Source organism: Ponticaulis profundi (genome assembly GCF_042659465.1).
GTDB lineage: Bacteria > Pseudomonadota > Alphaproteobacteria > Caulobacterales > Hyphomonadaceae > Ponticaulis > Ponticaulis profundi.
The window spans coordinates 183,305-208,036 of record NZ_JBHSSW010000009.1; the positions used below are offsets into that span (position 1 = coordinate 183,305).

27 protein-coding genes are annotated in these 24,732 nt (G+C 57.0%); 14 read left to right on the forward strand and 13 right to left on the reverse strand.

Annotated elements, in window-relative coordinates:
* Positions 1-113: 113 nt before the first annotated feature.
* The 3 genes from hrpB (at position 114) to ACFQDM_RS08385 (ending at position 4,153) form a co-directional block, all read left to right on the forward strand.
* Positions 114-2,576 (forward strand): ATP-dependent helicase HrpB, encoded by a 2,463-nt coding sequence (gene hrpB / locus ACFQDM_RS08375; protein WP_377377979.1) that lies wholly within the window; start codon positions 114-116, stop codon positions 2,574-2,576.
* A 39-nt stretch (positions 2,577-2,615) separates the two neighbouring features.
* On the forward strand, positions 2,616-3,662 hold the full coding sequence (locus ACFQDM_RS08380) for an aldo/keto reductase (protein WP_377377982.1): 1,047 nt from the start codon (positions 2,616-2,618) through the stop codon (positions 3,660-3,662).
* Between the two features lie 158 nt (positions 3,663-3,820).
* Positions 3,821-4,153 carry a DUF2853 family protein gene (locus ACFQDM_RS08385; protein ID WP_377377985.1) on the forward strand — a complete coding sequence of 111 codons (333 nt, stop codon included), beginning with the start codon at positions 3,821-3,823 and terminating at the stop codon, positions 4,151-4,153.
* Positions 4,154-4,202: 49 nt separating this feature from the next.
* Here ACFQDM_RS08385 and ACFQDM_RS08390 read toward each other — a convergent pair whose 3' ends face one another.
* Positions 4,203-4,979 carry a WecB/TagA/CpsF family glycosyltransferase gene (locus ACFQDM_RS08390; RefSeq protein WP_377377988.1) on the reverse strand — a complete coding sequence of 259 codons (777 nt, stop codon included), beginning with the start codon at positions 4,977-4,979 and terminating at the stop codon, positions 4,203-4,205.
* Positions 4,980-5,074: 95 nt separating this feature from the next.
* The gene (gene pspF, locus ACFQDM_RS08395; protein ID WP_377377991.1) at positions 5,075-6,163 is read right to left on the reverse strand and encodes a phage shock protein operon transcriptional activator; all 1,089 of its coding nucleotides are present in this window, start codon (positions 6,161-6,163) and stop codon (positions 5,075-5,077) included.
* Between the two features lie 200 nt (positions 6,164-6,363).
* Here pspF and ACFQDM_RS08400 point away from each other — a divergent pair, with 200 nt between their 5' ends.
* The 6 genes from ACFQDM_RS08400 to ACFQDM_RS08425 are packed head-to-tail and all read left to right on the forward strand — an operon-like array spanning position 6,364 to position 8,379.
* A complete protein-coding gene (locus tag ACFQDM_RS08400) occupies positions 6,364-6,504 on the forward strand; it encodes a hypothetical protein (protein ID WP_377377993.1) in 141 nt (46 codons plus the stop codon).
* A 24-nt stretch (positions 6,505-6,528) separates the two neighbouring features.
* A complete protein-coding gene (gene pspA / locus ACFQDM_RS08405) occupies positions 6,529-7,227 on the forward strand; it encodes a phage shock protein PspA (RefSeq protein WP_377377995.1) in 699 nt (232 codons plus the stop codon).
* A gap of 7 nt (positions 7,228-7,234) precedes the next feature.
* A complete protein-coding gene (locus ACFQDM_RS08410; RefSeq protein ID WP_377377997.1) occupies positions 7,235-7,369 on the forward strand; it encodes a hypothetical protein in 135 nt (44 codons plus the stop codon).
* Positions 7,362-7,622: an envelope stress response membrane protein PspB gene (gene pspB / locus ACFQDM_RS08415; RefSeq protein WP_377377999.1), complete on the forward strand. Its 261-nt coding sequence runs from the start codon at positions 7,362-7,364 to the stop codon at positions 7,620-7,622. Before ACFQDM_RS08410 ends, pspB begins: the two co-directional genes overlap by 8 nt.
* A complete protein-coding gene (gene pspC / locus ACFQDM_RS08420; RefSeq protein ID WP_377378002.1) occupies positions 7,622-8,101 on the forward strand; it encodes an envelope stress response membrane protein PspC in 480 nt (159 codons plus the stop codon). Before pspB ends, pspC begins: the two co-directional genes overlap by 1 nt.
* Before the next feature lie 38 nt (positions 8,102-8,139).
* A complete protein-coding gene (locus ACFQDM_RS08425; protein WP_377378004.1) occupies positions 8,140-8,379 on the forward strand; it encodes a hypothetical protein in 240 nt (79 codons plus the stop codon).
* Positions 8,380-8,388: 9 nt separating this feature from the next.
* Here ACFQDM_RS08425 and mnmC read toward each other — a convergent pair whose 3' ends face one another.
* From mnmC to ACFQDM_RS08455, 6 genes are all read right to left on the reverse strand, one after another.
* Positions 8,389-10,269, reverse strand: coding sequence for a bifunctional tRNA (5-methylaminomethyl-2-thiouridine)(34)-methyltransferase MnmD/FAD-dependent 5-carboxymethylaminomethyl-2-thiouridine(34) oxidoreductase MnmC (gene mnmC / locus ACFQDM_RS08430; RefSeq protein WP_377378007.1), 1,881 nt, complete (start codon positions 10,267-10,269; stop codon positions 8,389-8,391).
* A 39-nt stretch (positions 10,270-10,308) separates the two neighbouring features.
* On the reverse strand, positions 10,309-10,914 hold the full coding sequence (locus tag ACFQDM_RS08435; protein WP_377378009.1) for a TetR/AcrR family transcriptional regulator: 606 nt from the start codon (positions 10,912-10,914) through the stop codon (positions 10,309-10,311).
* 86 nt (positions 10,915-11,000) lie between these two features.
* A complete protein-coding gene (locus tag ACFQDM_RS08440) occupies positions 11,001-11,657 on the reverse strand; it encodes a LysE family translocator (RefSeq protein WP_377378011.1) in 657 nt (218 codons plus the stop codon).
* 92 nt (positions 11,658-11,749) lie between these two features.
* Positions 11,750-12,265 carry a hypothetical protein gene (locus ACFQDM_RS08445; protein ID WP_377378014.1) on the reverse strand — a complete coding sequence of 172 codons (516 nt, stop codon included), beginning with the start codon at positions 12,263-12,265 and terminating at the stop codon, positions 11,750-11,752.
* A 101-nt stretch (positions 12,266-12,366) separates the two neighbouring features.
* Complete coding sequence (ppa, locus tag ACFQDM_RS08450) at positions 12,367-12,900, reverse strand: inorganic diphosphatase (protein ID WP_377378017.1); 534 nt, start codon at positions 12,898-12,900, stop codon at positions 12,367-12,369.
* Positions 12,901-13,052: 152 nt separating this feature from the next.
* Complete coding sequence (locus ACFQDM_RS08455) at positions 13,053-14,309, reverse strand: argininosuccinate synthase (RefSeq protein ID WP_377378020.1); 1,257 nt, start codon at positions 14,307-14,309, stop codon at positions 13,053-13,055.
* Between the two features lie 143 nt (positions 14,310-14,452).
* On the opposite strand from ACFQDM_RS08455, the gene ACFQDM_RS08460 reads away from it, so the two are divergent.
* The gene (locus tag ACFQDM_RS08460; protein ID WP_377378023.1) at positions 14,453-15,187 is read left to right on the forward strand and encodes a VWA domain-containing protein; all 735 of its coding nucleotides are present in this window, start codon (positions 14,453-14,455) and stop codon (positions 15,185-15,187) included.
* 148 nt (positions 15,188-15,335) lie between these two features.
* On the opposite strand, the gene ACFQDM_RS08465 is transcribed toward ACFQDM_RS08460, so the two are convergent.
* The 3 genes from ACFQDM_RS08465 to ACFQDM_RS08475 form a co-directional block, all read right to left on the reverse strand.
* Entirely contained in the window at positions 15,336-16,028 is a 693-nt protein-coding gene (locus ACFQDM_RS08465) for a GNAT family N-acetyltransferase (RefSeq protein ID WP_377378026.1), read from the reverse strand.
* Positions 16,025-16,468: a MarR family winged helix-turn-helix transcriptional regulator gene (locus ACFQDM_RS08470; RefSeq protein ID WP_377378029.1), complete on the reverse strand. Its 444-nt coding sequence runs from the start codon at positions 16,466-16,468 to the stop codon at positions 16,025-16,027. Before ACFQDM_RS08470 ends, ACFQDM_RS08465 begins: the two co-directional genes overlap by 4 nt.
* Positions 16,469-16,573: 105 nt before the next feature.
* Positions 16,574-16,855: a BolA family protein gene (locus ACFQDM_RS08475; RefSeq protein ID WP_377378032.1), complete on the reverse strand. Its 282-nt coding sequence runs from the start codon at positions 16,853-16,855 to the stop codon at positions 16,574-16,576.
* A gap of 21 nt (positions 16,856-16,876) precedes the next feature.
* Here ACFQDM_RS08475 and ACFQDM_RS08480 point away from each other — a divergent pair, with 21 nt between their 5' ends.
* Complete coding sequence (locus ACFQDM_RS08480) at positions 16,877-17,506, forward strand: J domain-containing protein (protein ID WP_377378035.1); 630 nt, start codon at positions 16,877-16,879, stop codon at positions 17,504-17,506.
* Positions 17,507-17,624: 118 nt separating this feature from the next.
* Positions 17,625-18,608 carry a cobaltochelatase subunit CobS gene (gene cobS, locus ACFQDM_RS08485; protein ID WP_377378037.1) on the forward strand — a complete coding sequence of 328 codons (984 nt, stop codon included), beginning with the start codon at positions 17,625-17,627 and terminating at the stop codon, positions 18,606-18,608.
* Between the two features lie 69 nt (positions 18,609-18,677).
* On the opposite strand, the gene ACFQDM_RS08490 is transcribed toward cobS, so the two are convergent.
* Complete coding sequence (locus ACFQDM_RS08490) at positions 18,678-19,814, reverse strand: acyltransferase family protein (RefSeq protein WP_377378040.1); 1,137 nt, start codon at positions 19,812-19,814, stop codon at positions 18,678-18,680.
* A gap of 109 nt (positions 19,815-19,923) precedes the next feature.
* On the opposite strand from ACFQDM_RS08490, the gene cobT reads away from it, so the two are divergent.
* Positions 19,924-21,888: a cobaltochelatase subunit CobT gene (gene cobT, locus ACFQDM_RS08495; protein ID WP_377378041.1), complete on the forward strand. Its 1,965-nt coding sequence runs from the start codon at positions 19,924-19,926 to the stop codon at positions 21,886-21,888.
* Positions 21,875-22,954: an esterase-like activity of phytase family protein gene (locus tag ACFQDM_RS08500; RefSeq protein ID WP_377378044.1), complete on the forward strand. Its 1,080-nt coding sequence runs from the start codon at positions 21,875-21,877 to the stop codon at positions 22,952-22,954. Before cobT ends, ACFQDM_RS08500 begins: the two co-directional genes overlap by 14 nt.
* A 5-nt stretch (positions 22,955-22,959) precedes the next feature.
* On the opposite strand, the gene ACFQDM_RS08505 is transcribed toward ACFQDM_RS08500, so the two are convergent.
* Positions 22,960-24,663, reverse strand: a complete 1,704-nt coding sequence (locus ACFQDM_RS08505; RefSeq protein WP_377378046.1) for an amidohydrolase — start codon at positions 24,661-24,663, stop codon at positions 22,960-22,962.
* Positions 24,664-24,732 lie beyond the last annotated feature (69 nt).

Genomic DNA, 24,732 nt, shown 5'->3' on the forward strand with positions numbered 1-24,732 from the left:
GCGAGCCTAGTTCGTCCTGTTGCGAATGCAACAGATGCCGCTTGCAAAACTGGTTTGAACCATAGGGTGTGAACGCAGGCGACCATTCTTTTGGCACTGGCGGGTGAAAGGCATTGGTTTTGCGCCAGAATGTCTGGTATCGGGCGTTTATGCAGATGCCGCTCGTGCTTCCTATTGACGATGTTCTCGATGAATTGAGCGACGTGCTCGCGGCTGGAAATCGCGCTGTGCTGTCTGCGCCGCCGGGTGCGGGTAAAACCACGCGCGTGCCCTTGCACCTTCTGGCCGCAGACTGGCGGGCCGATCAGAAAATCATCATGCTGGAGCCAAGGCGGATTGCCGCCCGCCGCGCAGCTGAACGCATGGCGGACATGCTGAGCGAAAAAGTCGGTGAAACCGTTGGCCTTCGCTCAAGGCTCGATACCCGCGTTGGCCCGAAAACCCAGATTGAAGTCGTGACAGAGGGTGTGTTCACCAATCTCATCACGCGCGAGCCAGACCTGCCGGGTTATGCGGCAGTTCTCTTTGATGAATTTCACGAACGTTCGCTGGATGCAGATCTGGGGCTCGCCCTGGCGCTGGAAACCCAAGGCGCTCTGAATGAGGATCTGCGCATTCTGGTCATGTCAGCGACCCTCGAAACGGGGCGGCTGACCGATATGCTCGGCGCGCCGCTGGTCCAGAGTGAAGGCTGGGCGTTTCCTGTTGAGACCATCTATCTCGGCAAATCACAGGACCGTCTGGAAGATCAGATGGCACAGGCGATCCGCAAGGCGCTCGCCGGTCAGACCGGATCTGTGCTCGCCTTTCTGCCGGGCGCGGCTGAAATCAACCGAACCGCTGACAGATTATCTGGCCTCAGCGATGACATTCACATCTGTCCGCTCTATGGCGCATTGTCGCCGAAAGCGCAGGACGAGGCCATTCGCCCCGCCAGGAACGGCACGCGCAAAGTCGTGCTCGCGACAGATATTGCGGAAAGCTCACTGACAATTGAGGGCGTGCGCGTCGTCATTGATGCAGGTCTTGCTCGTATTCCTGTTTTCACGCCGGGCAGTCTGGGGGCGGGGCTGCGCACTGTGCGCGCGTCGATCGCGAATGTGGACCAGCGACGCGGACGTGCCGGCCGAACCGAGCCGGGTGTGTGCTACCGGCTCTGGCATGAAGAAGAAAACCGGGGCCTTCCAAAAGCGCCGCCACCGGAAATTCTCGCAACGGATTTGTCGTCCATGTTGCTGAGACTTGCTGATTGGGGTGATGCGAACCCGTTTGCGCTGCAATGGCTCGATCCGCCTGCCAAAGGGCAGGTCAAAGCGGCTGAGCGCAGTTTACATCAGATGGGCTTGCTCACGGAAGGCGGGCAATTGACGAAGGATGGCCAGACCGCGGTTCGCATGCCGATCCATCCGCGTCTTGCAAGGCTTGTCATTGGCGCGCAGAGCGATGCCGATCGCGCCCTTGCAGCGCTTCTGGCTGCGATGATGTCGGAGGTGGGTCTTGGCGGGCGCCAGATTGATGTGTCCGGGCGGCTGGCTGGCTTTGAACGGGACAGAAGTGCGCGCGCATCCGCTTTGAAACAGCGTGCCCGGCAATGGGCCGGCACAAAGGCAGAGCCGTCTCATCAGATTGGTGAGGTTCTGGCGAAAGCCTGGCCCGATCAGCTGGCGCGGGTGCGACCGGGCGATCGCAAACGCTTTCAGCTCGCAGGCGGGGGCGGTGCGCGACTTCCGGACGCGTCTCCACTCGAGGGGCAGGACTGGCTCGTCATTGCCGAAACGGCTGGTCAGAGCGGTGGTGATCCGATCATCCGCCTTGCAGAGCCCGTTTCTGAGGCGGGGGCATTGAAAATACTTTCGGTCACCGAGCGGGCCTTTGCGGATTATGACCCGAAATCCGGCAAGGTGGTGGCACGGCGTCAGAAATGTCTCGGCGAGATTGTCCTGTCTGAAACGCCGCTTCAGAAACCGGATGTGCATGTAACAGCAGACGCGGTGCTGCGCGCCATTCGGGACAAGGGGCTTGGTATTCTGCCCGGCGCGGAGGCGCTGCGCCGCATTCAGGCGCGGGCCATGTGTGTGCGTGATCAGATGCCGGACGCTCTGCCGGATTTTTCAGACGAGGCGCTGGTCGACGATCTGGATGCCTGGCTGTTGCCAATTCTCGAGGCGAAAGGCCTCCAGGCCATTGAAAAATCGGGGCTGGAGGAAGCTTTGCAGGTCCGGCTTGGCTGGGAACACGCTTCCCGACTTGATGAGCTGGCACCGCGAAACTGGAAAAGCCCGACGGGACGGAGCATTCTCATCGACTATGAAAGCGATCAGGCACCGCTTATCGCTCTGCGGGTGCAGGACGTCTATGGGATGACACACCACCCCGCCATCTGCGATGGACAGATACCCCTGACCTTTTCTCTGCTTTCACCGGCGCAGAGGCCTGTCGCCCTGACCCGTGATCTGCCGGGGTTCTGGAAAGGCGGGTATCGCGACATGCGCAAGGATATGAAGGGGCGCTATCCCAAGCATGACTGGCCGGAAGATCCGGCCTCGGCGCAGCCGGGCGGGACGCGCCGTCGCTGATTGGACAAGATTTAAAACACACCTGGAGGGAGACCAGACATGGAAAAGCGAGAACTTGGCAAAACCGGCATTCAGGTGACCACCTGCTGTCTGGGCACAATGACCTGGGGTGATCAGAACACGGAAGCCGAAGGTCATGAGCAGATGGATTACGCGCTCGACCGTGGGATCAACTTTTTTGATACGGCTGAGATGTATTCCATCCCGCCCAAGCCGGAAACGCAGGGCAATACCGAACGCATAATCGGCAGCTGGTTCAAAGCGCGCGGCAGTCGCGACAAGGTCATCCTCGCCAGCAAGATTGCGGGTCGCTCAAAGCAGATCTGGACACGTGACAACAAGGTCCCGCTGACGCGCGTGGTGAAAGAGCAGGTCGATGAGGCCGTCGAAAAAAGCCTGAAACGCCTTCAGACAGATTATATCGACCTCTACCAGATCCACTGGCCTGATCGTCCGGCTGCGAATTTCGGCGGCACGATGACGGTGGAAGACTACAAGACCGAGTTCGAACCGTTTGAAGCCATTCTGGAGCATCTGAACGCTCATATCGAGAAGGGAAACATTCGCCATATCGGTGTGTCGAACGAGACGCCTTATGGCGTGATGCGGTTCCTGGCCGAGTCCGAAAAGCGCGGGCTGCCGCGCATGGAGTCGATTCAGAACGCCTATAATCTTGTGAACCGCACCTATGAGGACGGTCTGGCAGAGATCACCTATCGCGAACAGTTCAGCCTCTTGGCTTATTCGCCACTGGCGCAGGGCTATCTGACCGGCAAATACCGAAATGGCGCGCTGCCGAAAGGCTCGCGAAAGCAGTTGTTTGATCGTTTGCAGCGTTATGAGAAGCTGCATGCGGAATCGGCGATCAATGCCTATCTAGACCTTGCGGCAGAGCTGGACCTTGATCCCTCTCAGATGGCGATCAAATTCTGCGACACACGCCCATTCGTGACCTCAACAATTATCGGTGCGACCAGCATGGAGCAGCTGAAGGTCTGCATCGATGCGTTCGATATGGAATGGAATGATGCATTTGAGGCAGATGTAAACGCGTTACACGCGCGTCAGCCCAATCCTTGCCCCTGATCTGATCGGCCCGGCGTCGCGGACTTTCCCCGTAAAGACTGCGACAAAGGGCTTAACTTTGATCTGCATTAAGACCTTGCGAGTTGAAAAACGCCCGTTAAGGTTTCCCCAGCGCCAGTTGCGCGCACTTGGAGTTGGGCTGAAGGGGAGAGGATCCAATGGCCGATATCGCACCTTATGTTGAGAACGTGAAGAAATATGCGTCTTCCTACAACGAAGCGGCATTGCAGAAAGTGGTGAACCACCTCGGCATCGCTCTGAAGAACCGCGATTCTTCACTCGTTTCGTGTTCTGATCCGTCTGAACTCGAGCGCGTTCGTGAGAAATGGCTGAAAAAGAAGTTTGAACTGACCGCGTCTGACGATGATCTGGACGCAGCGATTCAGGAAGTCTGCGAGATCATGAAGGACGAAAAGTCCAACAAGTCACGCGTGACCTTCTACTATCTGCTGGCAGAGAAATTCGACAAGATCGGTATGCTGGCGGGCTAGGCCCGGACAGACAGATGTTTCGAAAAACCCGGTCATATGGCCGGGTTTTTTATTGCCCTTTATATTTCCACCAGATGCGGAAAATCCGTGGGCCATCGATCAGATAACGTCGCCACAGTCGACCGGGCTGGCTGAGCAGGCGATGAAGCCATTCCAGCCGGTTGCGACGCATCCAGAGCGGTGCGCGATCAACCTTGCCGACGAGAAAGTCGAGGCTCGCCCCGCAACACAGGGCAATGCCGCGCCCGCCGCCGATCTCGACCGCTTTCTGCGCCACCAGCTCCTGCTGCGGAGATCCGACGCAGATAAAGGCGAAATATTCATTATGGTCGATGAGGAATTGCGCCGCCGCCTCAATGGCTTCCGGCTTGGTGCGCATGCCCATGGGCGGCTCATGCCAGGCAATGTTCGAAAAACCAAAGTCCTGGATCAGGCGCTCGACGACATCTCCGTCCGCACCAATGATCACGATCCGGTCGTTCGGCTTGATGTGGTCGCGTAGCAAAAGCTCTGTCAGGTCGGAGCCGGCCGTAACGGGCAGGGTTCGGCCTTCAAATTTCGCCAGCAATTCCAGAATGCGGCTGTCGCAAATCGTCATGCCCGCGCCGGTATAGAGCGGACGAAGGTCCGGCTCTGCCTCAAGGCGCACCATGTGATCGACATTCGGCGTCACCACATAAGACAGGGGCTGACCGGTATGCGCATAGGTTGTCAGCGCCTGAACGACTTCGGGCGTCGTCAGCGCATCAAAGTCGAGGCCCATAAAGCGCATACGCCCGGCGGTGTCCGGCGTCTGAAGCGGAAAGGAGAGGCTGGTATATCCCATGGCGGGACTATCGCAGAACATCCCAAATCTTGGATTTCCGCGCGCCCTGCAAACCGGCCATTGGCGGTAAGGTTCTGTTAAGCATAAACCGAAGCCTACATGCTGGGGCGAGGGCGGGGCGCCTGCGTGTCGTCTTCCTCGCGCGTGCGTTTCCGCTTGCTGTCCATGCCATGCTTGCGCAAAAGACCGCGAAACTGGTGATAGGTCAGTTTGAGATAATCAGCGGCCTTGCCCTGATGACCATCCGCTTCTTTCAGCGCGGCTTCAATCAAACGAGTCTCGTAGAATTTCATTTCGGCTTCGAAATCAATGCCAATGCCTTCCAGTGGCGGCGGTGTCAGACGCGGATCAGTGTCTTCCCCGGTTGTCCGGACAGGCTTTTGAGCGGGCGATCTGGGCCGATAGGGCGAAGCGAACGGGTCGATGGCTTCTGGTGTAAACTCAATCGGGTCCAGCATGGAGCGCTGCAGGCTGGCATGGGTGAGCCGCTCGGCAACATTCTTGAGTTCACGCACATTGCCTGGCCAGTCATGTGCTTCCAGCGCCAGGATCGCAGAGGCCGAAAAACCTGGAAACCCATATCCGAGTTCGCGCGCCATGCGGCTCGCGAAATGGTCGGCCAGAAGCGCAATATCCTCGATCCGCGCGCGCAAGGGCGGCAGGGTGACAACATCAAAGGCCAGTCGATCCAGAAGGTCGGCGCGAAATTTCCCGTTCTCAACGGCTGTTGGCAGATCGATATTCGTTGCCGCCGTGACGCGGACATCGCAGCGCTGCACATCCTCACCGCCAAGTCTTTGAAACTCGCCATATTCAATGACGCGAAGCAGTTTCTCCTGAACGCGCTGGCTGGCGGTCGCAATCTCATCCAGAAAGATCGTTCCGCCATCGGCTTGTTCAAACCGACCGATCCGGCGCTTGGTGGCGCCCGTAAACGCGCCCTGCTCATGACCGAAGAGTTCTGAATCCAGCAATTCCTCGTTCAGAGCTGCGCAGTTCACCTTGATAAACGGCCCATTCCACCGCTTCGACAGAAAGTGCAGGCGCTCTCCAATGAGTTCCTTACCCGTACCGCGCTCGCCAATGACGAGGACGGATCGGTCGAGTTCAGCAATGCTGGACGCCTTTTCCAAAGCTTCCAGCCATTCCGGGCTTTCGCCAATCGGTGAAACGGGCTCAATCATGGCGAGAAAGATAAAATAAAACGGTGAAAAATACCATTACATTTCGTCAAATATACCAATTTTAGTTTGTACAAATTGACCAGAAAGTTTTTTCTTAATGAAAAACAATGCACTTCGTCATTAATTCGGAGTTGGCACACCCTTTGCAAAACAAAGATCAGCTCAGCGGCTTAGGGGGCCGCACATAAAGGAGAACGCAAATGACTGAGTATGAGACCCAAAACAGAGGAGAGACGATGGGCGATCGCTTTTCGCGCTTTTCTCGCTGGTTGTCTCGTCGCCCGATGGAAAGCTGGGGCTTCTTCATCGCGGGCCTGATCATCGCACGCATTCTCTTCTAAGAACCAGATTAAGGAGTACCGACCATGGGACTGTTTTCCCGCTTCGGAGACATCGTAAACTCAAACATCAACGCCATGCTGGACAAGGCTGAGGATCCGGAAAAGATCGCCCGCCTCATGATCCAGGAAATGGAAGACACGCTGATTGAAGTCCGCACAGGCGCTGCACGCGCTATGGCTGACAAAAAGGAAATGGAACGCGAAATCGCGCATTTCGAAAAAGTCGTGTCTGACTGGGATGCCAAGGCAGAACTGGCCATCGATAAAGGTCGCGAAGATCTGGCTCGTGGCGCGCTGCAGGCAAAACAGAAAGCCGCAACCGAGATTGAAGCCCGCAAGGCTGGTCTGGCCGCTGCTGAAGATGCTTTCGCCAAACGTTCTGAAGATCTTGAAAAGCTTCAGGCCAAGCTGGACGAAGCCAAAGCCAAGCATCGCTCTTTGATGATGCGTCGTCAGACAGCCGAGCACCGTATCATGGCGCGCACGCGCACATACGACTCTCGCGTCGATGATGCTCTGGCTCGCTATTCCGCTGTCGAGCGCAAGGTCGACGAGATGGAAGCCTATGCCGACACGATCAAAGGCCAGGAGCCAAGCCTGGAAGCTGAGTTCGCTGAACTTGCCCGGTCTGAATCGGTCGAGAAAGAACTCGAAGAACTGAAGCGCCGCAAAGGTGTCTCAACAACAACACCGGCACGTCCGGACGAAGATCAGGGAGCGTAAGACACAAATGTTGATGCCTATCGCAATTCTTGTCGCCATCATGGGTGCGCTGACGGCTCCTGGCCTGATCGCACAATCAAGAGCGGAGCGCCGTGCGCGCAAAGCTGAAAATCTGACAGAGGACGGAACGGTCAATGCCTGAGGAATTCTTTATTCTGGCGGTCCTTGGCATCATCTTCATCGGCTTTCCGGCGACCATTTTCCACTACATCACCATGTGGCGGAAACAGAAGACGCTCCAGCCGGATGATGAACGGATGCTGGAAGACCTCTGGCGATCAGCACGCGCCATGGAGCGCCGTATTGAAAGCCTCGAGTCCATTATTGACGGAGAAGGGGCCCGTTCCGACGGCCCCGATCCAAACCTCCGCGACGACGTTTACAGGAAGAACTAATGCCACACCGCAGACACAGACAGGACGATTATGAAGGGTGGAAAAACCGCTTCAATCGTCCGGGGGAAGAGGAGCCGTACGATTATGTCGGCTCTCCGAACCCAAAGCGCCTTTACCGCTCCACAAGTGACCGGGTCATTGCCGGTGTGTGTGGCGGGATCGCAGAACGCTTTGGCTGGGAACCGACCCTGGTTCGGGTTTTCACAGTCGCAGCATTCTTCTTCTTCGCCGGTCCGCTGATGATCCTCGCCTACATTCTGATGTGGATCATCACACCAAAACGGCCACGGAGTGCGCGTCCGCTGAGCAAGGATGAAGAAACATTCTGGCGCGGCGTATCAGACAGACCACAAGTCACCTTTTCGAACCTCCGGTACAAATTCATGGACCTGGAAGATCGGCTGCAAGGGCTGGAAAGCTCTGTGACCTCAAACGAATGGCGGCTTCGCAAACAATTTCGGGATCTGGAGCGCGGCTGACGCTCCAAGTCTCTCAAGACTTCAGGAAGGACGGAAAAATGGCACAGGCAAGCAGGGGAATGGGGCTTATGATTGGAAGCATTGCCTCATGTGCGTTGGTCGCGATTGCTGCTGCATCAGTATTAACGGGCGATCTGAATCTGCAATTCGCAGGCATTCAGGTGAATGTATCCAATCAGACAGAACGGGGATTTGTCGTTATGATTGATGGTGCAGAATGTCCGGGCGCGGGCTGCCCAGCCTTCGCTTTTGACTGGAAGCTCGCCCGTCAGGGGTAAGCGAACCGGTCATCCCTTCCGCAAAGCCCGGATCAGGAACCGAGTTGGAGACACCTGCTCATATTCCTTCCGGGACAGCGGCAGCGGCTCGCCAAAGGCTTGAGCTGCCAGGGTTTCGGCAAGCAGCGGCGCAAACGTAAAGCCTCGCGCACCCAAACCCGTCAGAACACATTGTTGCGTATTGTATGAAAGGGCGTCTGTAACAGGCGCCCCTTTTGTTATCGGGGCCAGGGTTTCCCGCAACGTGTCCGCATGGAAGACGGGCCCGGCGATTGGCATACGGTCGGGCGTTGTCGCGCGAACAGAAGCGCGCGATTGAAGCTCTGCTGACCGGAGCGCTTCAAAAAGGTCCGGCGACATGGCTTTCAGCGCGTCGAGATTTTCTGCACGTGCTTTTTCAGAGGTCTCGGGCATCTGATCGGCCGCGATGGCTTCGAAGGTTGCGCCGAACAGCAGGCTGGTTCCGGTACGAAGCGCATAATGCCCGGATGCGAGGGCGCGATTTTCATCCGCTTCAGGCAGCTGATCTGACCAGTCGACCTGTCCAAGTCGCCCGGCCATCTGAATGTCCATGTCAGAGAGCAGGGACTGGCTGGCGAGCCCGCTCGTGACAATAAACAACGTATTTTCAGGATATCTGCCCGTCAGATCCGCAAGGTCATCAATCTGCGCACCGCCGTGAAAGCTGATGTTCGGATGATCGAGAAGCTCGCTGACCAGAAGGTTCGGGCGGACCATCATGGCATCATGATGGGTGAGGACGACATCCGTTCCCGTCTTTGAGCCGGTGAGGGTTGTATCCGGCAGGGGTGGATCTGCGAGCAGCTTCTCAAATCGCTGAACGTCCTTTTCAGACTGCGCGGCCTGTTCAACATCAACGCGCATCGCCAGGCCGCCGCCGTGCTGTGTGTAGAAGCGGCGCGCAAAGAGATAGGTGTGCAACAGCAGCCTTGCTTGCGGCGTATCGGCGGCATCGAGCCGTGGCATGACCAGACCGATCGGGTTCCCGCTGGCGCCTTGTGCAGGGGCTTGCGCCTGATCCAGCACGTCGACCGGAAGACCGCGCAGCGCAAAGCTGCGGGCAACGCTGGCCCCTGCAATTCCGGCACCGATCACGACAAGACGATCAATCTTTTTCGGGGTCGGACGCATCAATGGCAGGTCGGGGGCGCCCGTTTCCTCTGTTCCGGGCCAACTCGCTTCGAGCCGTTCACGCTTGCGGCCAAAGCCTGGCGCCTTGGCAACGGTGAAACCGGCCGCTGCCAGTCCGCGCCGAACAGCGCCAGCAACGGTATAGGTGCCGATCCGCGTTCCCTTTTTTGAGTGGCGCGCCATCAGCGGATAGAGCGCTTCGGCCCACATGGTGTCGTTCTTGGCGGGCGCAAAGCCATCGAGAAACCAGGCATCAGCCTGAAAATCCATGGTGTTCAGCCAGTCTTCGGCATCGCCGATGAAAAGCGTGAGCGTGACGCGCCAGTCCGGAAACACCAGCCGGTGTGGACCAAGTGCCGGAACCGGCCATTGTGCGATCAGTTCGGCGGCCAGTATTTCCAGGTCCGGCCAGCGGGCGAGCGCGCGGGCGGCGTCCTGCGGTGACATGGGATGTTTTTCAACGCTGGTGAAATGCAGCCAGTTGTTCTGGCCCGTCGTGCTTTTAAGCCAGGCTTCCACCGTCGCCAGGAAATTGAGCCCGGTTCCGAAGCCGAGTTCTGCAATCGTGTAGGACGGCACACTTTGCCAGCCTTCCGGCAGACCGCAGGCTTTCAGAAAAACCGCCCGGGTTTCCTCCAGACCATCAGATAAGGAGAAATAGACATCGTCGAACGAGGTCGCGACGGGCGTGCCGTCTTCTTTCCATTCAAGCTTTGCAGGTTCAGGTAAGCGGGCCATGCCCTGCCTTATCCGAAGGTATCTCGCTTGGGTAGTGAATTAGAGCCGCAGCGCCGATATCAGGCTGGATGAGGCGCGAATGGCAACCACTTCGGTCAGTGGGCCGCGCATCATGACCATACGGTGCCAGACCGGACCAAACAGCATTTCAGTGGCCGAATCGATGTCCCAGTCCTTGCGGATTTTGCCTCTGATGGCGGCTTCGGCGAGCACGGTCTTCAGCGGGCGGCGAAAGTTTGTGTTGAACCAGTTTCGAAAGATTTCACCCCCTTGCGGGTCATCAGCCGCTGCCAGAAGGGCGCTTCGCAGCAAATGAGCGCCGTCGCCCACGCGGGCAATGTCGACAATCGGCTCCACAAAGGCCTGAAGCTGCTCGGCAAGGTCCAGCTTGGGGTCGATTGCCGGCAGATCAATGTCTTCGAGCGCTGCCTCGACGGCGATGGACGCGACGCTCGGCCACCAGCGATAAATGGTCTGTTTGGAGGCTTTGGCGCGTTTGGAAAGCCGATCCGGGCTGAAATTGCGCCAGCCCTGTTCCTTCAGCTCTTCTCGCGCAGCACTGAGAATGGCCATACGCGAGGCCTCGCTCCGTTTCGGTCCCTGCCGACGCGGTTCGGCTTTCGCCGATTTCTCATGCGTATCCATCTTCATTCCCCTTCGGCAAAATCATATCAGATGAACGCGGTGCGAGCGACAGGATTTCGACAGAATGCGACAAATCTGCTTTGTGATCAGAGCAGTTGTGCGATGAGTGCCCATGCAACGGACAAGGCCATCACCAATCCGGCACAGACATAGAAGATCCGCGCGAACCGGGGGTTATCAAACTGATGAGCCAGTGCGCGTGCGCCGCCCGCATAGACCGTCAGACCAAACAGCTCGGTCATGGTCACTGTGAGGATCATGACCACGGCCTGAGCAAAAATCGGCGTTGAGACGTCAAAAAATGCAGGCAAAAGCCCTCCGAAAAAGACCAGTGCATTCGGATTGGCGAGCTGAAGGCCGAAGCCCTTGAAAAACAGCGTGACGACGCGGCCATATTTCGGCGGCTTTCGCGCATTCACGCCCAGCACGCTGACCACATCTTCTTCGAAATGACGCGACACGGGCTGCGTTGCTGTTTTCCAGGCGAGCCAGCATATGAAGATCAGCCCGGCCACTTTCAGGCCCAGAAAGACGGTTGGAAACTGGTTGGCGAGCACCCCTGCGCCAGAGGCAGCGAGCGTGATCCAGATCATGTTGGCGACACAAATCCCGATGGCAGCGGCCATGGAAAGCGCCATGCCATAACGAAGGGATGAGGCAATCACCAGCATCACAGCCGGTCCGGGCGTCAGCCCGCCCGCCGCAAACAAAGTGACCAGAGAGATCCAGAGCTCAAGTTCCATTTGCGCGGCTTAGAAGCAAACGCAAAACTGGACAAGCGCCATCTGGCTTTCCATTGAGGCCTGGCCGTTCCGGTGGCTTTTATGCCCGGAATTTAGTCCTCAGAGTCGCCCGGATCGCATTGGAAGCGTCGTGCGCTTGTTCCGGGACGCCCGCGCTTTGCGCCGCTTTGCAGCGCCAACGTATTTCCAGCCTCATCCACGGAGATCCAGTCATTGAGATCAAGCTTTCGGCGCTTTGTTGATCCGTCCAGATATGACGTTGCCCTGTAGCGACGCTCGATCCGCAGACCGCCAAACTTTAGTTCCGTCACGGCGCCATTGTCATAAGAGGCTTCTGACGTCGATGCGGTCGTGACATTTCCCGGTTCTGCCGCAGCGTGCCCACCCATAAGCACGGTCGCAGAGAGCAGCGCTGCGGCAGGCAGTCTGTAAGACACACAGATCTCATCATCCACACAGGACTCGATCAGCGCGATCCGTTCTTCGGTCGACAAATCGTCCAGGCTGTGGACTTCGCGCTTGCATAACCGGCAGACATCGCCATCGAGAATGTCGGAGAGTTTGCCCTTGTAAGGGCATGGATTTGTGATTTTTGGAAACAGACTCAAGGCGTTTCCTCCCGTTTCCCGGGAAAATAGCACAAAAGCACACTATAAAAAAAGGCATGCCGTTGAGCATGCCTCTTCTTCAATGAAATCGCGTTGGTCGCTTATTTCGAGTCAGCGTGACGCTTCACGGCTTCCATGATCAGCTCTTCCGCCTTGTCGCGGTCATGCCAGCCTTCGACCTTCACCCATTTGTTTGGCTCGAGGTCTTTATAGTGCTCGAAAAAGTGCGTGATGCGCTCCAGCATGATGTCTGGAAGATCTTCTTTTTCTTTAATTTTATCATAGAAGCGGGTCAGCTTCTGGTGTGGAACTGCGAGGATTTTCTCATCCTTGCCGCCATCGTCTTCCATCATCAGAACGCCAACCGGACGGCAGCGGACGACAGAACCAGGGAAAAGCGCGCGCTGACCGACAACCATGACGTCGATCGGGTCACCATCCAGGCTCAGCGTGTGAGGCACAAAGCCGTAATTCACCGGATAGCGCATGCTGGTGTAAAGATAGCGGTCGACAAACATCGCGCCGGATTTCTTGTCGATTTCGTATTTGATTGGTTCGCCACCCAGCGGCACTTCAATGATCGCATTCAGATCGGAAGGTGGGTTTTCCCCGGAAGAAATTTTCGAAATATCCATTACTCGTCCCTCTATACACGCCGGATAATCTTCCTCTAGCCGCGTGGCTGCTCATGCGCAACCACAACGAAAGCAGAAGTCCGGCGTGTTCCTACCCCTCATTAAAAATTCGGCCAATTGCCGAATAATTGCTGGAAAATGTCGCGTTGCCTCTATTGCTTGTCGCGCGCAGCAAGCGTGCGCAGACGCAGTGCGTTCAGGCGGATAAAGCCTTCAGCATCTTTCTGGTCATAAGCGCCGCGGTCATCTTCGAAGGTCACCAGCTGATCGCTGTAAAGCGAGTATGGAGACTGGCGGCCAGCGATCATCACATTGCCTTTATAGAGCGTCAGACGGACTTCGCCGGTGACTTTCTCCTGGCTCTTGTCGACGAGCGCCTGAATCATCTCGCGGTCAGGTGAGAACCAGAAGCCGTTATAGATGAGCTCAGCATATTTCGGCATGAGATCGTCTTTCAGGTGCGCTGCGCCGCGGTCCAGCGTGATGGACTCAATGGCGCGGTGCGCGGCAATCAGTATCGTGCCGCCTGGTGTTTCATAAACGCCGCGGGACTTCATGCCGACAAAGCGGTTCTCGACAATGTCGATCCGGCCAATGCCATTGTCATGACCGTATTTGTTCAGCGCGGTGAGCATGTCGGCTGCTGACAGCTTTTCGCCGTTCAGGCTGACGGGATCGCCGGCTTCGAAACCAATGGTGATCTCCGTTGGCGTGTCCGGTGCGTCCATCGGGCTGATGGTGCGCTGATAGACATATTCCGGCGCGCTTTCCCACGGATCTTCCAGAACCTTGCCTTCAGAAGACGAGTGCAGAAGGTTTGCATCGACAGAGAACGGCGCTTCGCCGCGCTTGTCCTTGGAAATCGGGATCTGGTGCTGTTCTGCAAATTCCAGAAGGTGCTCACGGCTCTTGAAGCTCCACTCACGCCATGGCGCGATCACGCGGATATTCGGGTTCAGAGCGTAGGCGGAAAGTTCGAAACGGACCTGATCATTGCCCTTGCCGGTCGCGCCGTGTGCAATGGCGTCTGCGCCGGTCTCTTTGGCGATCTCGATCAGACGTTTTGTGATCAGAGGGCGCGCAATCGAGGTGCCGAGCAGATAGGTGCCTTCATACAGCGCATTGGCGCGGAACATCGGGAAGACGAAGTCGCGGACAAATTCCTCGCGCAGATCATCGATATAGATGTTCTCGTCTTTAATGCCGAGCAGCTTGGCCTTTTCGCGTGCCGGGCCAAGTTCTTCCCCCTGGCCGAGGTCTGCCGTGAAGGTGACAACTTCACAGCCAAACTCAGTCTGCAGCCATTTCAGAATGATGGACGTATCCAGGCCACCGGAATAGGCGAGCACAACCTTTTTCGGTGTTGGGCGGCTTGGAAGAGACGGAACGATCTCAGGCGTTTCAGGCATTGCAATCCTCTTGGAAATTGGCGCGCACAATATCCATCCGCCACAAACACGCAAGAGAAATGCCCCGCCCACGCCCGTCATTGGCCACATTTCCAGTCGAGTTTTGTTCGCAAGACGAATTCCTGGGTGGAAAGGACGCGATTATGAACATGAAGACCCTGTTGGGCGCCGGGCTGGCAATCGGGCTGGCTGCATGCGCAACAAGTGCCAATGCCAAGACAGAGCCGGTGGAGCTGAGCTCTTACATTTTGCTCGACCGGACCGGATCGATGAATTCGATCTGGGAGGAGGCGCTCGGTTCGGTGAATGCCTATGCCGCGAGCGTGGTGGAGCCGGATGATGGCCCGCAAGTGAACAACACGCTGACCCTTGCCGTCTTTGACGCGCAGGAAGGGCTCCAGTTCGAGGAACTTCGAAAGAATGTGAAGGGTGAGGCCTGGTCAGATATCACCACGGATGAAGTTTCTCCGCGCGGCATGACCCCGCTTTTTGACGCGATCGGCAAAATCATCGCGACCGCGGAAACCGATGCGCCGGAAAAAGCCGTCATCGTCATCATGACCGACGGCAAGGAAAACGCCAGCCGCGAATTTACCAAAGCGAGCGCCCGCGCGGCATTGGACCGGGCCGAGAAGAAGGGCTGGCAGGTTGTCTTCCTGGGGGCAGAATTTGCCAATTTCGCGGATGCAGACGCCGTTGGCGTGAGTGGCTCAAAACAAATGGCGGTCTCCCGCGATCAGCTGGGTGTCACCATGGAAAATCTGGCGAAGAAAAATCGCGGTTACGCGCAGGAGCTCGAAGAAAGCGTCGAGTTTAACGATGCAGACCGATCCCTGGCCGAAGAAGAAGATGTGAAACAGCGCAAGGGTGGGAACTGATCTGAGATATCGTGTGAGCTGTCAGCGACCCGTTGCTGTTAAAAGCCCCAGAGGCTCACACGCTCAAGGATCAGGTGTGGGGGGACCCGCACCAACCTGACGCACTGGAAACAGGCCGGAGTTCGCCTCCTCCGGCCTGTTTCGAATTTCAGGCTTTGCGCTCCCAGATGGAATGCCAGAGCGTTTTTGTTTCCACGAAACCAAGCGACCGGTAGAGCCCTTTTGCGATCTCATTGTCGGCATTCGCATGCAGAAAGGGTGTCCGCCCTTTTTCTTGCAGCGCACGTCCGATCAGACAGATCAATGCACCGCCAAACCCGCGCCCCTGATAGTGCGGATCGGTACAGACAGCGCTGATTTCGGTGAAAGGCGCGATCGACATCCGGGTGCCGCCCATGGCGATCAGCCTGCCGTCTTCAAATGCGCCGACATAGCCGCCAAATTCATGCGTGCGCTGGCGAAAAGGGCCGGGCCTTGTGCGGTCCGTCAGATCCAGCATCTGATCGGCATGGTCCGCGTCCAAAGGGACAACCGGCAAGAGGCTCGGTTTTTGTGGAAACCGGGTCGCCGTGAACTGTACGATCTGAACATGGCGGGCGCGCCAGCCGTCTGGTGGCTCGATAGGCTCTGGCTCGACCAGTGAAATCTGAGGCTCGTTTTCCGAAAGGCTGGCAATGTCTTCCAGCGCGGCTGCGTCATAGATGTCGGCAGCGCGAAACTGACCGAAAGCACGGGCATATCCGATGGCGCGGCCGCGGCGCTCACAATAGGTCTGATGGTCTGCATGCAGGGCATGCCAGACTGGGCGCGTCAGGCGCAGATCATCCTCGACAACGCTCATGCCTCCCGACCTTTCGTCAGAAGCTGCTCAATCGTTCGCATGGCGGTTGTCAGCGTATCCTGCTCTTCGTCGCTCAGATGACTGAGCGACTGGCGCGTCTGCTCATACTGGCGCTTTGAGGTGACCTCGACGCGGGCCTCACCAATGTCGGTCAGGAACAGATGCAATTGCCGGGCATCGTCGGTGGACGGTTCACGTCGCAACAGCCCCTGTTTGATGAAGGATGAAATCATCCGCGAGAGATAGGCCGGGTCGAGCCCGAGCTTTGCGCATATCTCCTTGGCCAGAATGCCGGGCGCGGTGTGGATCTCATACAGCACCCGCATTTCGCCAAGCGTCCAGGGCGTATCGAGAAAGGTTTTGCGCAGCAGGCCGACTTCGCGCGTGTAAAAACGGTTGAAGTGGCGAACCGCGTCAATGTGCTGGTTCAGTCCGGGCAATGGCTTTCCCCCATCCGATCATCAAGTTGACTTTATCAACTAATGAGAAATGGTTGATAAAGTCAACAAACCGGAGGTTGGGGAAGCGCTTTTGAACAAAAAGGCTCAGCTGGTGCGTGTTTTCATCCGCAAAGCGTGCAGGCCGGACTTGAACTCCTCGTCCAGAGCCTCATTTACTAGCCTCTGCGCGTCGACGCGCGACTTTCCAGTGAACATGGCAGAGGCAATTTCGACAAAAAAGTGCGTTTCACCTGCATCGCTGGCACCCATATGACCGGCATGAAGATGAGATTCATCGACAACCGACAAAAAATCTGGTGAAAATACGGCCGCGAGTCGCGCCTCTATGCGTTTTGCCCTGCTTGTCAATTCTTGTCTCTTTTCCACGGAACGGATAATTATTGCACTATGACATCTGAGTACGACTATCGGGTCAAGTTTAAGGACATCTCGATCGGCGCATCTAAGAAGAAGCGTCGCGGCGGGAAGGGTGCAGCCTCCGAACCGGAGACTGATACGATAACTTGCGAGCACAAAGGTTGTGACGCACCGGGCGATTTCAAGTCCCCGAAGCATGGTGGTGGATTTCACAATTTCTGCCAGCGGCACGCAGCTGAGTACAACAAGAGCTGGAACTTCTTTGACGGCATGACCGATTCAGAAGCCAAGGCTTTCTCGAAGTCAGCGGCTTATGGGCATCGCAAGACCTGGAAGTTCGGCACCGGACCCGTCAATGAAAAGAGCAAGCTTCGCTCTGGTGATCCGCGCATGTGGGCCGGTATTCACGGCGCTGATGCAGCTGCGATCAAATCGGCTCAGAAAAAATCCGGCCGCACACGCCTTCAGGTTCGTGCGCTGGCAGATCTCGATCTGCCGGAAACGGCAACGGCTCTGGAAATCCGCGAACGCTATTCAGAATATGTGAAGCGCTTCCACCCGGACGTGAACGGTGGCGACCGCTCATCTGAGCAGAAACTCGCCAGCGTGATCAAAGCCTTCAAGACATTGAAAGCCGCCGGTCTGACGCAAGAGCAGTAAGCATTGCTGAAACCCTGATGCGCGTTCTGCGACAGTTTTTCTCCTATTTGAAGACTTTGTTGGACTTCGTGAGAAGCCAAGTTAGAACAGTGCTAAAGATTTTTTGAGGAAACCTCGTATGTCCATTATTTCTGATTCTGTCGATCTTGAGACCCTGATCCCGGACCGGAAAGTCAATGTGCGCGAAGTTTTTGGGATCGACTCTGATCTGGAAGTCGACGCGTTCTCGACGAAAACCGAATACGTCCCGGAAGTGGACCCGTCCTACCGGTTTGATCCTCAGACAACCATGGCGATCCTGGCTGGCTTTCAGCACAATCGCCGCGTCATGGTTCAGGGCTATCACGGTACGGGTAAGTCGACCCACATTGAGCAGGTTGCCGCGCGCCTGAACTGGCCGCTTATCCGTGTGAACCTCGACAGCCACGTGTCGCGGATCGATCTGGTCGGCAAGGACGCAATTGTCCTGAAAGACGGCCAGCAGGTCACCGAATTCCGTGAAGGCATTCTGCCTTGGGCGCTTCAGCGCTGCGTTGCCATCGTGTTTGACGAGTATGATGCGGGCCGCCCGGACGTGATGTTCGTAATTCAGCGTATTCTGGAAGCTTCAGGCCGTCTGACCCTGCTTGACCAGAACCGCGTCATTGCGCCGAACAATTATTTCCGTCTGTTTGCGACGACCAACACGGTTGGCCTCGGTGATACGACGGGTCTTTACCACGGCACACAACAGCTCAACCAGGGCCAGATGGACCGCTGGTCGATTGTGACGACGCTCAACTATCTTGAGCATGACGCCGAAGTGGAAATCGTCGGCTCCAAGCTGCCGGATTTCGACAAGGAAAACATCGACAAGATGGTGCGCCTTGCAGACATGACCCGCAACGCCTTCATGAATGGCGATCTGTCGACGGTCATGAGCCCGCGGACGGTTATCACCTGGGCGGAAAATGCGTCGATCTTTGGCGATATCGGTCAGGCCTTCCGCATGAGCTTCCTCAACAAGTGTGATGAGCTGGAACGCCCGATCGTGGCCGAATTCTATCAGCGTTGCTTCGGTGAGGAATTGCCGGAAAGCGCTGTCATGATGCAGGTCGCTTAGGGCGCCAGCCAGCCAATCAGGATTTTCAAATGGATGAAGCCAGCAACGCCGTTTGCTGGCTTTTCTGTATCAGGCCGTGCCTTTGTGAATGGCTTCGCGCTGGCGATACCAGTTCTTCTTGTGCAGGAACGGCTTTTCGATCAGATGCCATAGCGCCACCGCACTTATCAGCGTCATGGCGGCCACGACCCCATACCCGATCCAGACCGATGCTGATGTTGCGAACAGACCAAGCGCAATTGCGGTCTGTGTGATCGGAAAATGCGTAATGTAGATGCCATAGGAAAAGTCGCCAAATCGGGCCGCATTCAGGGCCGGGCCCGGCGAAAAGGCAATCGACCCCACAAGCGCGCAAAGTCCAATGGCGCGAACCGGCTCGCAACCGGGAAGATAGGATGCCAGCAACACCGCCATGCCGATGGCGCCGACGGGGAGCCAGTGGCGGCGAACGAGATCGCGTTGGTCCCACAGGACGACCCCCGAAATGAAGAAGCTCATCTGGCCCGGCAATTGCCGGCTCAGCTCGTGCCAGAGCGCCGTGCTGGTTTCCAGGCCCAGATGCGTAAAGCCGAGCCGCCAGGCTTCAGCGGCAATATAAATAAAGACCAGCAATCCGAGTTTGTAACGCCCGAACAATGTCATCAGCCAGACGAGAATCGGCACGCCAAGATAATACATCACTTCAATCTTGATGGTCCAAAGAGCGCCATTCACCGCTGAAAAGCGATGATCCTGAAAAACGCCCGGAAGATCGGGCTGCAGAAAGTTCAGGAAGACCAGATTGGCGAGAATGTATTTCCCTGTTTCTGTGAGGTTTTCTCGCGCTTCGGGTACCAATGCCATAGCAAGAATGGCCGGGATCAGAATGATGGCAGCATAAGCCGGATAGAGCCGTCGGACGCGTTTTCCGCTAAAACCGGCGAGGGTTCTGGACCTCAGATAAGAGCCATAAACCAGACCGCCGGAAATGATGAAGAAGCCTTCAATGGCCAGCTCACTGGTAATCGCAAAGACCTGTTCGGCCTGAGGAAGAGTGAGCGCCTGAGGCAGGATATACGCGTGACCGATGAAAACGGTTGTCGCGAAGATCAGACGCAACAGGTCGAACCGGTTCTGTCGGATTTGTTCGGTCATCGGTTCCTGCATCTGCGCCGCTGGCATCCCTCGTTTGACTACATAGTCTGTATCGAATGGGAAAGTGCTCACTTTGTGGTCCCGCTGAGAAAACCCGGCTCGCTGAAAGAATTACCATTTTACCGGGACAGATTGGTAACTACCGCTTCGCATTCGCCTGCGAACTGTCTATATCTTGGCTATGGCTAAGAATGATGCACAGCAGGATGAAGTTTTTCGGCACGCACTCGGCGTTGCGACGAAGGCGCTTTCTGCAGACGAAGACGTAGAAATCAGTTTTTCTCCCGATGGTCCGGCCAGTTCAGGCAAGCAGATCATCATTCGCAATCCGCCACGAAAGATTGAGGCTGATATCGCAGCCCGGCTGCGCGGTGAGGCAGATGCGGCTGCGCTCCGTCTTGCCCACCATGATCCGGTTGCCCACCAGAAAAACCAGCCAAGAACCGTTGAGGCGCGCGAGGTGTTTGAAGCGGCTGAGCGTGCGCGCGTGGAATCCATTGGCGCGGCCCATATGCAGGGCGTTGCGACGAATCTGGAAGCGGCCCTGATCGAACGCTGCGAGAAAGCGGGCTATGGCCGGATGGAAGACCGTCAGGATGCGCCGCTTTCTGATGCGCTGGAATTTGTCCTGCGCGAAAAGCTGTCCGGGCGGCCACTGCCAGCGATTGCCGAAAATATTGCAGGCCTCTGGCGCAGCGAAATCGAAACGCGCGCCGGTGATCGCCTCGATAACATCGCAGATAGCATGCAGGATCAGGACGCGTTTGCGAAACTGATGAAAGATCTGATCCGCGACCTCACGGTTGGCGAGCCGCAGGAAGGCGACGAACGCGAGGAACAGGACGAAGACAGCCTCGAAGAAGAAAACTCCAGCGCCGAACAGGGCGAGGATGACGGTCAGACCGGCGAAGAGAGCATGGGCTCGTCCATGGAGGAGATTGATGCCTCCGACATGGATACCGACGATGATTCCGAAGCCAATGTCACGGTTGAAACAGACGCTGAAATGGAAGCCGGCGAAGAGACCGAAGAGGTCGATGATGGCTCCAAGCCTCTGCGTCCGAACTTCACCGGCGCTGAGGATGACGAAAAGCGCTACAAGGTCTTCACCACCAAGCATGACGAGATCGTCAATGCGGAAATGTTGTGTGACTCCGAAGAACTGACACGTCTGCGGTCCTATCTGGATCAGCAATTGTCGGGCCTTCAGGGCGCAGTTTCGCGCCTCGCAAACAAGTTGCAGCGCCGCCTGATGGCACAGCAGAACCGGTCCTGGACCTTTGATCTGGAAGAAGGCGTGCTCGATACTGCCCGCCTGACCCGTGTGATCACAGACCCGACATCGCCTCTGTCGTTCAAACAGGAAGATGATTCCAATTTCCGCGATACCGTTGTGACGCTGCTGATGGACAATTCAGGCTCCATGCGCGGACGTCCGATCATGGTTGCGGCGCTTTGCGCGGATATTCTCGCGCGGACGCTGGAACGCTGCGGTGTGAAATGTGAGATTCTCGGCTTCACCACGCGTGCGTGGAAGGGCGGCCTCTCCCGTGAGGACTGGGTTGGCGCCGGAAAACCGCCAGCACCCGGTCGTCTCAATGATCTGCGCCATATCATCTACAAATCTGCGGACATGCCGTGGCGCCGGGCCCGTCGAAATCTGGGCCTGATGATGCGCGAAGGCCTGCTCAAGGAAAACATTGATGGCGAAGCGCTCATGTGGGCGCATGACCGTCTGCAGGGGCGGCCTGAACAGCGCCGCATCATGATGGTGATTTCCGATGGTGCGCCGGTGGATGACTCAACGCTTTCGGTTAACACAGGCAATTATCTCGAGCGGCATCTGCGCGAAGTGATTGAGTATGTCGAAACCAAATCGGATGTCGAACTCATCGCCATCGGCATCGGCCATGATGTGACCCGCTATTACAAGCGCGCCGTCACCATTGTGGATGCAGAGCAGCTTGGCGGCGCCATGACGGAACAACTGGCATCCCTGTTCGACGAGGACGCAGACAGCAAGGAATCTGCCGCTTCGCCGACGGGACCTCGAAAGCCGCTGCCGGGTAAGGCTGGCAAGATTGTTGAGCGCGGACGGGATGTGCGCCGCACCAGCATTCAGGATATTGCGCGTGCCGTTCGCTAGGCCAGCTTTTGCCCTCCTGTTTGCAGGTCTTGGCCTGTCTGCCTGTGCATCGAATGAACCGCCGCCGGAACCCGCCGAAACGACGGCAGACCGGTCCAGCTATCTGGAAGACTCCTGTCCGACGGATGTGCCTTATGTGCTGCCGGAACGGATTGATCTTGGCGTGTCGCCCGTGTCCTGGGGCACGCCGGACCCGGCCGATTATTTTCAGCCTTTAAAGCCCGTTGGCCTGTTCGAACTGACCTCAAAGGATGTCCGGGTCGGCGGCTTGTCAGGGCTCGATTTTCTCGATGATGACACGCTGGTTGCCGTGTCTGATCAGGGCGCGCTCGTCTGGATTGATATTGTGGGGGACGATGGTCAGCCAGGCACAACGGCCTATGCAACTTTCCTGAAAGACGAAGACGGCCAGCCGCTCGATGGCAAACGCCTGACGGATGCAGAAGGTGTTGCCTGGAATGGCGAGACCCTGTTCATCAGTTTTGAGCGCACACACCGTGTTCTGGCCTATGATATTGAAGCGTGCGGCGCGATGGCGCGCGGCATTCCTTATCTCGCCTTTGAACCAACCGACTTTCTGCCGGATCGCTCGATCAAGGAAAACAATGGCATAGAGGGGCTCGCCTCTTTTGGAACGGACCGTTTGATTTTGGGCATTGAAACCCGAAACGGTGCAGACGGCATGATTGGCGTCTCCGGTCCCGATGGGAGCGTTCGTTTTGATCAGGGCGTTCGCGCACCGGAGATCATGCTGCTTACCGGCCTCGATTATATCTCAGACGAGGCAGAAGCTGGCCATCTTTACAGTCTTTTCCGCTCTTATGATCCCATTCGGGGCAATCGCATTGCGCTTCAGGTCAGCCCTGTCGATGCCAATGGCGAGATCGGCCCGGTCAGACGCCTGACGCTCTTTGGCACGGACGTCACCGTGGACAATTTCGAAGGCATTGCGGTGCAGCCCGTCTCGGCGCAAACCGATCGGATCTTCGTGATTTCAGATGATAATTTCTCCAACCGCCAGCGCACGCTGCTGGCGGTCTATGAGTATCAGCACGATCGGGACTGATCCTATTATTCGGGCGCTTTCGGCGGCCAGACAACATCGCCGCCGACAATGGTCATGACCGGCTTGGTCAGAAGGATTTCCTCATCCGGAATGGTCATGAGATCGCGGTCAAAGATCGAGAAGTCAGCCTTTTTGCCGATTTCGATGGTGCCGAGATCATCTTCCTGGAAAGAGGCATAGGCGGCATTCTGTGTGAAAAGCTGCAGCGCCTCAAAACGCGATAACGCTTCTTCCGGGTGCCAGCCTTCGGCGGAAAAGCCTTTCAGATCCTTTCGGACGCTCGCCGCATAAAACTCAATGATCGGATCGCCCACTTCAACCGGTGCATCGGAGCCGCCGGCAATGATCACGCCCTGATCCATCAGACTTTTCCAGGCATAGGCGCGGCCGAGCCGGTTCAGGCCCACACGGGCCGGGGCAAAATGCAGGTCACCAATCGCGTGCGATGGCTGCATGCTGGCAATAATGGCGAGGTCGGCAAAGCGCGACTGCTCTTCCGGGCGCACCATTTGTGAGTGCTCGATGCGCCAGCGCGGATCGAAGACATGCTCGTCCTCCTCGCCGTCAGTTTCTTCCGGTGGATGCTCAGCCTGATAGGTTTCAAAGGCTTCTCCCATCCAGTCGAGCGCAAGCTTGTTGGCGCGGTCGCCAATCGCGTGAATGGCAATCTGCACGCTGCCATCCAGTGCCTTCTCGTAAAGGGCGAGGGTCTCGTCCTTGTCGGCAAGGATAAGGCCTCTGGTATCTGGTGCGTCATTATAAGGATCAAACAGCAGCGCGCCGCGCGAGCCGAGTGCGCCGTCCATGAAGATTTTCACACCGCGTGTCGTCAGGCGTTTGCCGGACGGACTGCGATCAATGGCGGCATCAATCAGATCGGCATTCACGGCGTTATAGGTGCGCAGTGGAATGTCTCCTGAAAGCGCAAGCTGCGCGAGCGCGTCCAGCTGTTGCTGACCGACTGACACATTGTGCACGCCGGTCCAGCCGCGTGATGCATAGACGTCATATCCGACTTCCAGCGCGCGTTTCACATCTTCCGTGGTGGGTTCGGCATAAAGGCCGCTGACCAGACCAATGGCATTGTCGATCAGCATGCCGTTCGGCGCGCCGTCTTCTGTTTTCAGGATCGCGCCGCCATCCGGGTCTTCGGTTTCGGTCGTCACACCTGCAGCCTCGAGCGCTGCACTATTGGCAAGCGCGGCATGGCCATCAGAGCGCACCAGAAACACCGGAATGTCCGGAACGACTTCATCAATATCGGCTGCGGTCGGAAAGCGTCCCTCCGGCCAGTGGGTTTCGATCCAGCCGCGGCCGTAAATCTGCGTCAGGTCGGGGTTTTCGTCATGATAGCTGGCAAGAACGGATTTCAGTTCTTCAATCGAGGCAACCTGATCAAGATTGAGCGTCAGTTCGCGCTGGCCGACACCGCTCAGATGGACGTGGGAGTCGGTAAAGCCGGGAAACATCACGGCGTCGCCAATATTGACGATGCGTGCGCCGTCCTTTGTGGTCTTGATGGCGGTTTCCATATCGCCGGTGAAGACGATCACGCCATCGCCAACTGCGACGGCTTCAACGGTCTGGCCTTCCTCTGCGCCGGTATAGATGGTGCCGCCGGTATAGATCACGTCAGCCCGTATGGGCACTTCGCGGTTACAGCCGACAAGGGTGAGCAGTGAAAGACTTAAAAGAGCAGCGATACGCATAAGGTTCTCCCCAGACCAGTTGGGTCATACCTTGCGCACAAAAAAAGCGCCATCAAGGCGCTTTTCTCG

What these genes read in the sequence shown, in the direction of transcription:
- ACFQDM_RS08380 (WP_377377982.1), top strand. Translation starts at nt 2,616, where the DNA reads ATGGAAAAGCGAGAACTTGGCAAAACCGGCATTCAGGTGACCACCTGC.
- ACFQDM_RS08385 (WP_377377985.1), top strand. Translation starts at nt 3,821, where the DNA reads ATGGCCGATATCGCACCTTATGTTGAGAACGTGAAGAAATATGCGTCT.
- ACFQDM_RS08390 (WP_377377988.1), bottom strand. Translation starts at nt 4,979, where the DNA reads ATGGGATATACCAGCCTCTCCTTTCCGCTTCAGACGCCGGACACCGCC.
- pspF (WP_377377991.1), bottom strand. Translation starts at nt 6,163, where the DNA reads ATGATTGAGCCCGTTTCACCGATTGGCGAAAGCCCGGAATGGCTGGAA.
- ACFQDM_RS08400 (WP_377377993.1), top strand. Translation starts at nt 6,364, where the DNA reads ATGACTGAGTATGAGACCCAAAACAGAGGAGAGACGATGGGCGATCGC.
- pspA (WP_377377995.1), top strand. Translation starts at nt 6,529, where the DNA reads ATGGGACTGTTTTCCCGCTTCGGAGACATCGTAAACTCAAACATCAAC.
- ACFQDM_RS08410 (WP_377377997.1), top strand. Translation starts at nt 7,235, where the DNA reads ATGTTGATGCCTATCGCAATTCTTGTCGCCATCATGGGTGCGCTGACG.
- pspB (WP_377377999.1), top strand. Translation starts at nt 7,362, where the DNA reads ATGCCTGAGGAATTCTTTATTCTGGCGGTCCTTGGCATCATCTTCATC.
- pspC (WP_377378002.1), top strand. Translation starts at nt 7,622, where the DNA reads ATGCCACACCGCAGACACAGACAGGACGATTATGAAGGGTGGAAAAAC.
- ACFQDM_RS08425 (WP_377378004.1), top strand. Translation starts at nt 8,140, where the DNA reads ATGGCACAGGCAAGCAGGGGAATGGGGCTTATGATTGGAAGCATTGCC.
- mnmC (WP_377378007.1), bottom strand. Translation starts at nt 10,269, where the DNA reads ATGGCCCGCTTACCTGAACCTGCAAAGCTTGAATGGAAAGAAGACGGC.
- ACFQDM_RS08435 (WP_377378009.1), bottom strand. Translation starts at nt 10,914, where the DNA reads ATGGATACGCATGAGAAATCGGCGAAAGCCGAACCGCGTCGGCAGGGA.
- ACFQDM_RS08440 (WP_377378011.1), bottom strand. Translation starts at nt 11,657, where the DNA reads ATGGAACTTGAGCTCTGGATCTCTCTGGTCACTTTGTTTGCGGCGGGC.
- ppa (WP_377378017.1), bottom strand. Translation starts at nt 12,900, where the DNA reads ATGGATATTTCGAAAATTTCTTCCGGGGAAAACCCACCTTCCGATCTG.
- ACFQDM_RS08455 (WP_377378020.1), bottom strand. Translation starts at nt 14,309, where the DNA reads ATGCCTGAAACGCCTGAGATCGTTCCGTCTCTTCCAAGCCGCCCAACA.
- ACFQDM_RS08460 (WP_377378023.1), top strand. Translation starts at nt 14,453, where the DNA reads ATGAACATGAAGACCCTGTTGGGCGCCGGGCTGGCAATCGGGCTGGCT.
- ACFQDM_RS08465 (WP_377378026.1), bottom strand. Translation starts at nt 16,028, where the DNA reads ATGAGCGTTGTCGAGGATGATCTGCGCCTGACGCGCCCAGTCTGGCAT.
- ACFQDM_RS08480 (WP_377378035.1), top strand. Translation starts at nt 16,877, where the DNA reads ATGACATCTGAGTACGACTATCGGGTCAAGTTTAAGGACATCTCGATC.
- cobS (WP_377378037.1), top strand. Translation starts at nt 17,625, where the DNA reads ATGTCCATTATTTCTGATTCTGTCGATCTTGAGACCCTGATCCCGGAC.
- cobT (WP_377378041.1), top strand. Translation starts at nt 19,924, where the DNA reads ATGGCTAAGAATGATGCACAGCAGGATGAAGTTTTTCGGCACGCACTC.
- ACFQDM_RS08505 (WP_377378046.1), bottom strand. Translation starts at nt 24,663, where the DNA reads ATGCGTATCGCTGCTCTTTTAAGTCTTTCACTGCTCACCCTTGTCGGC.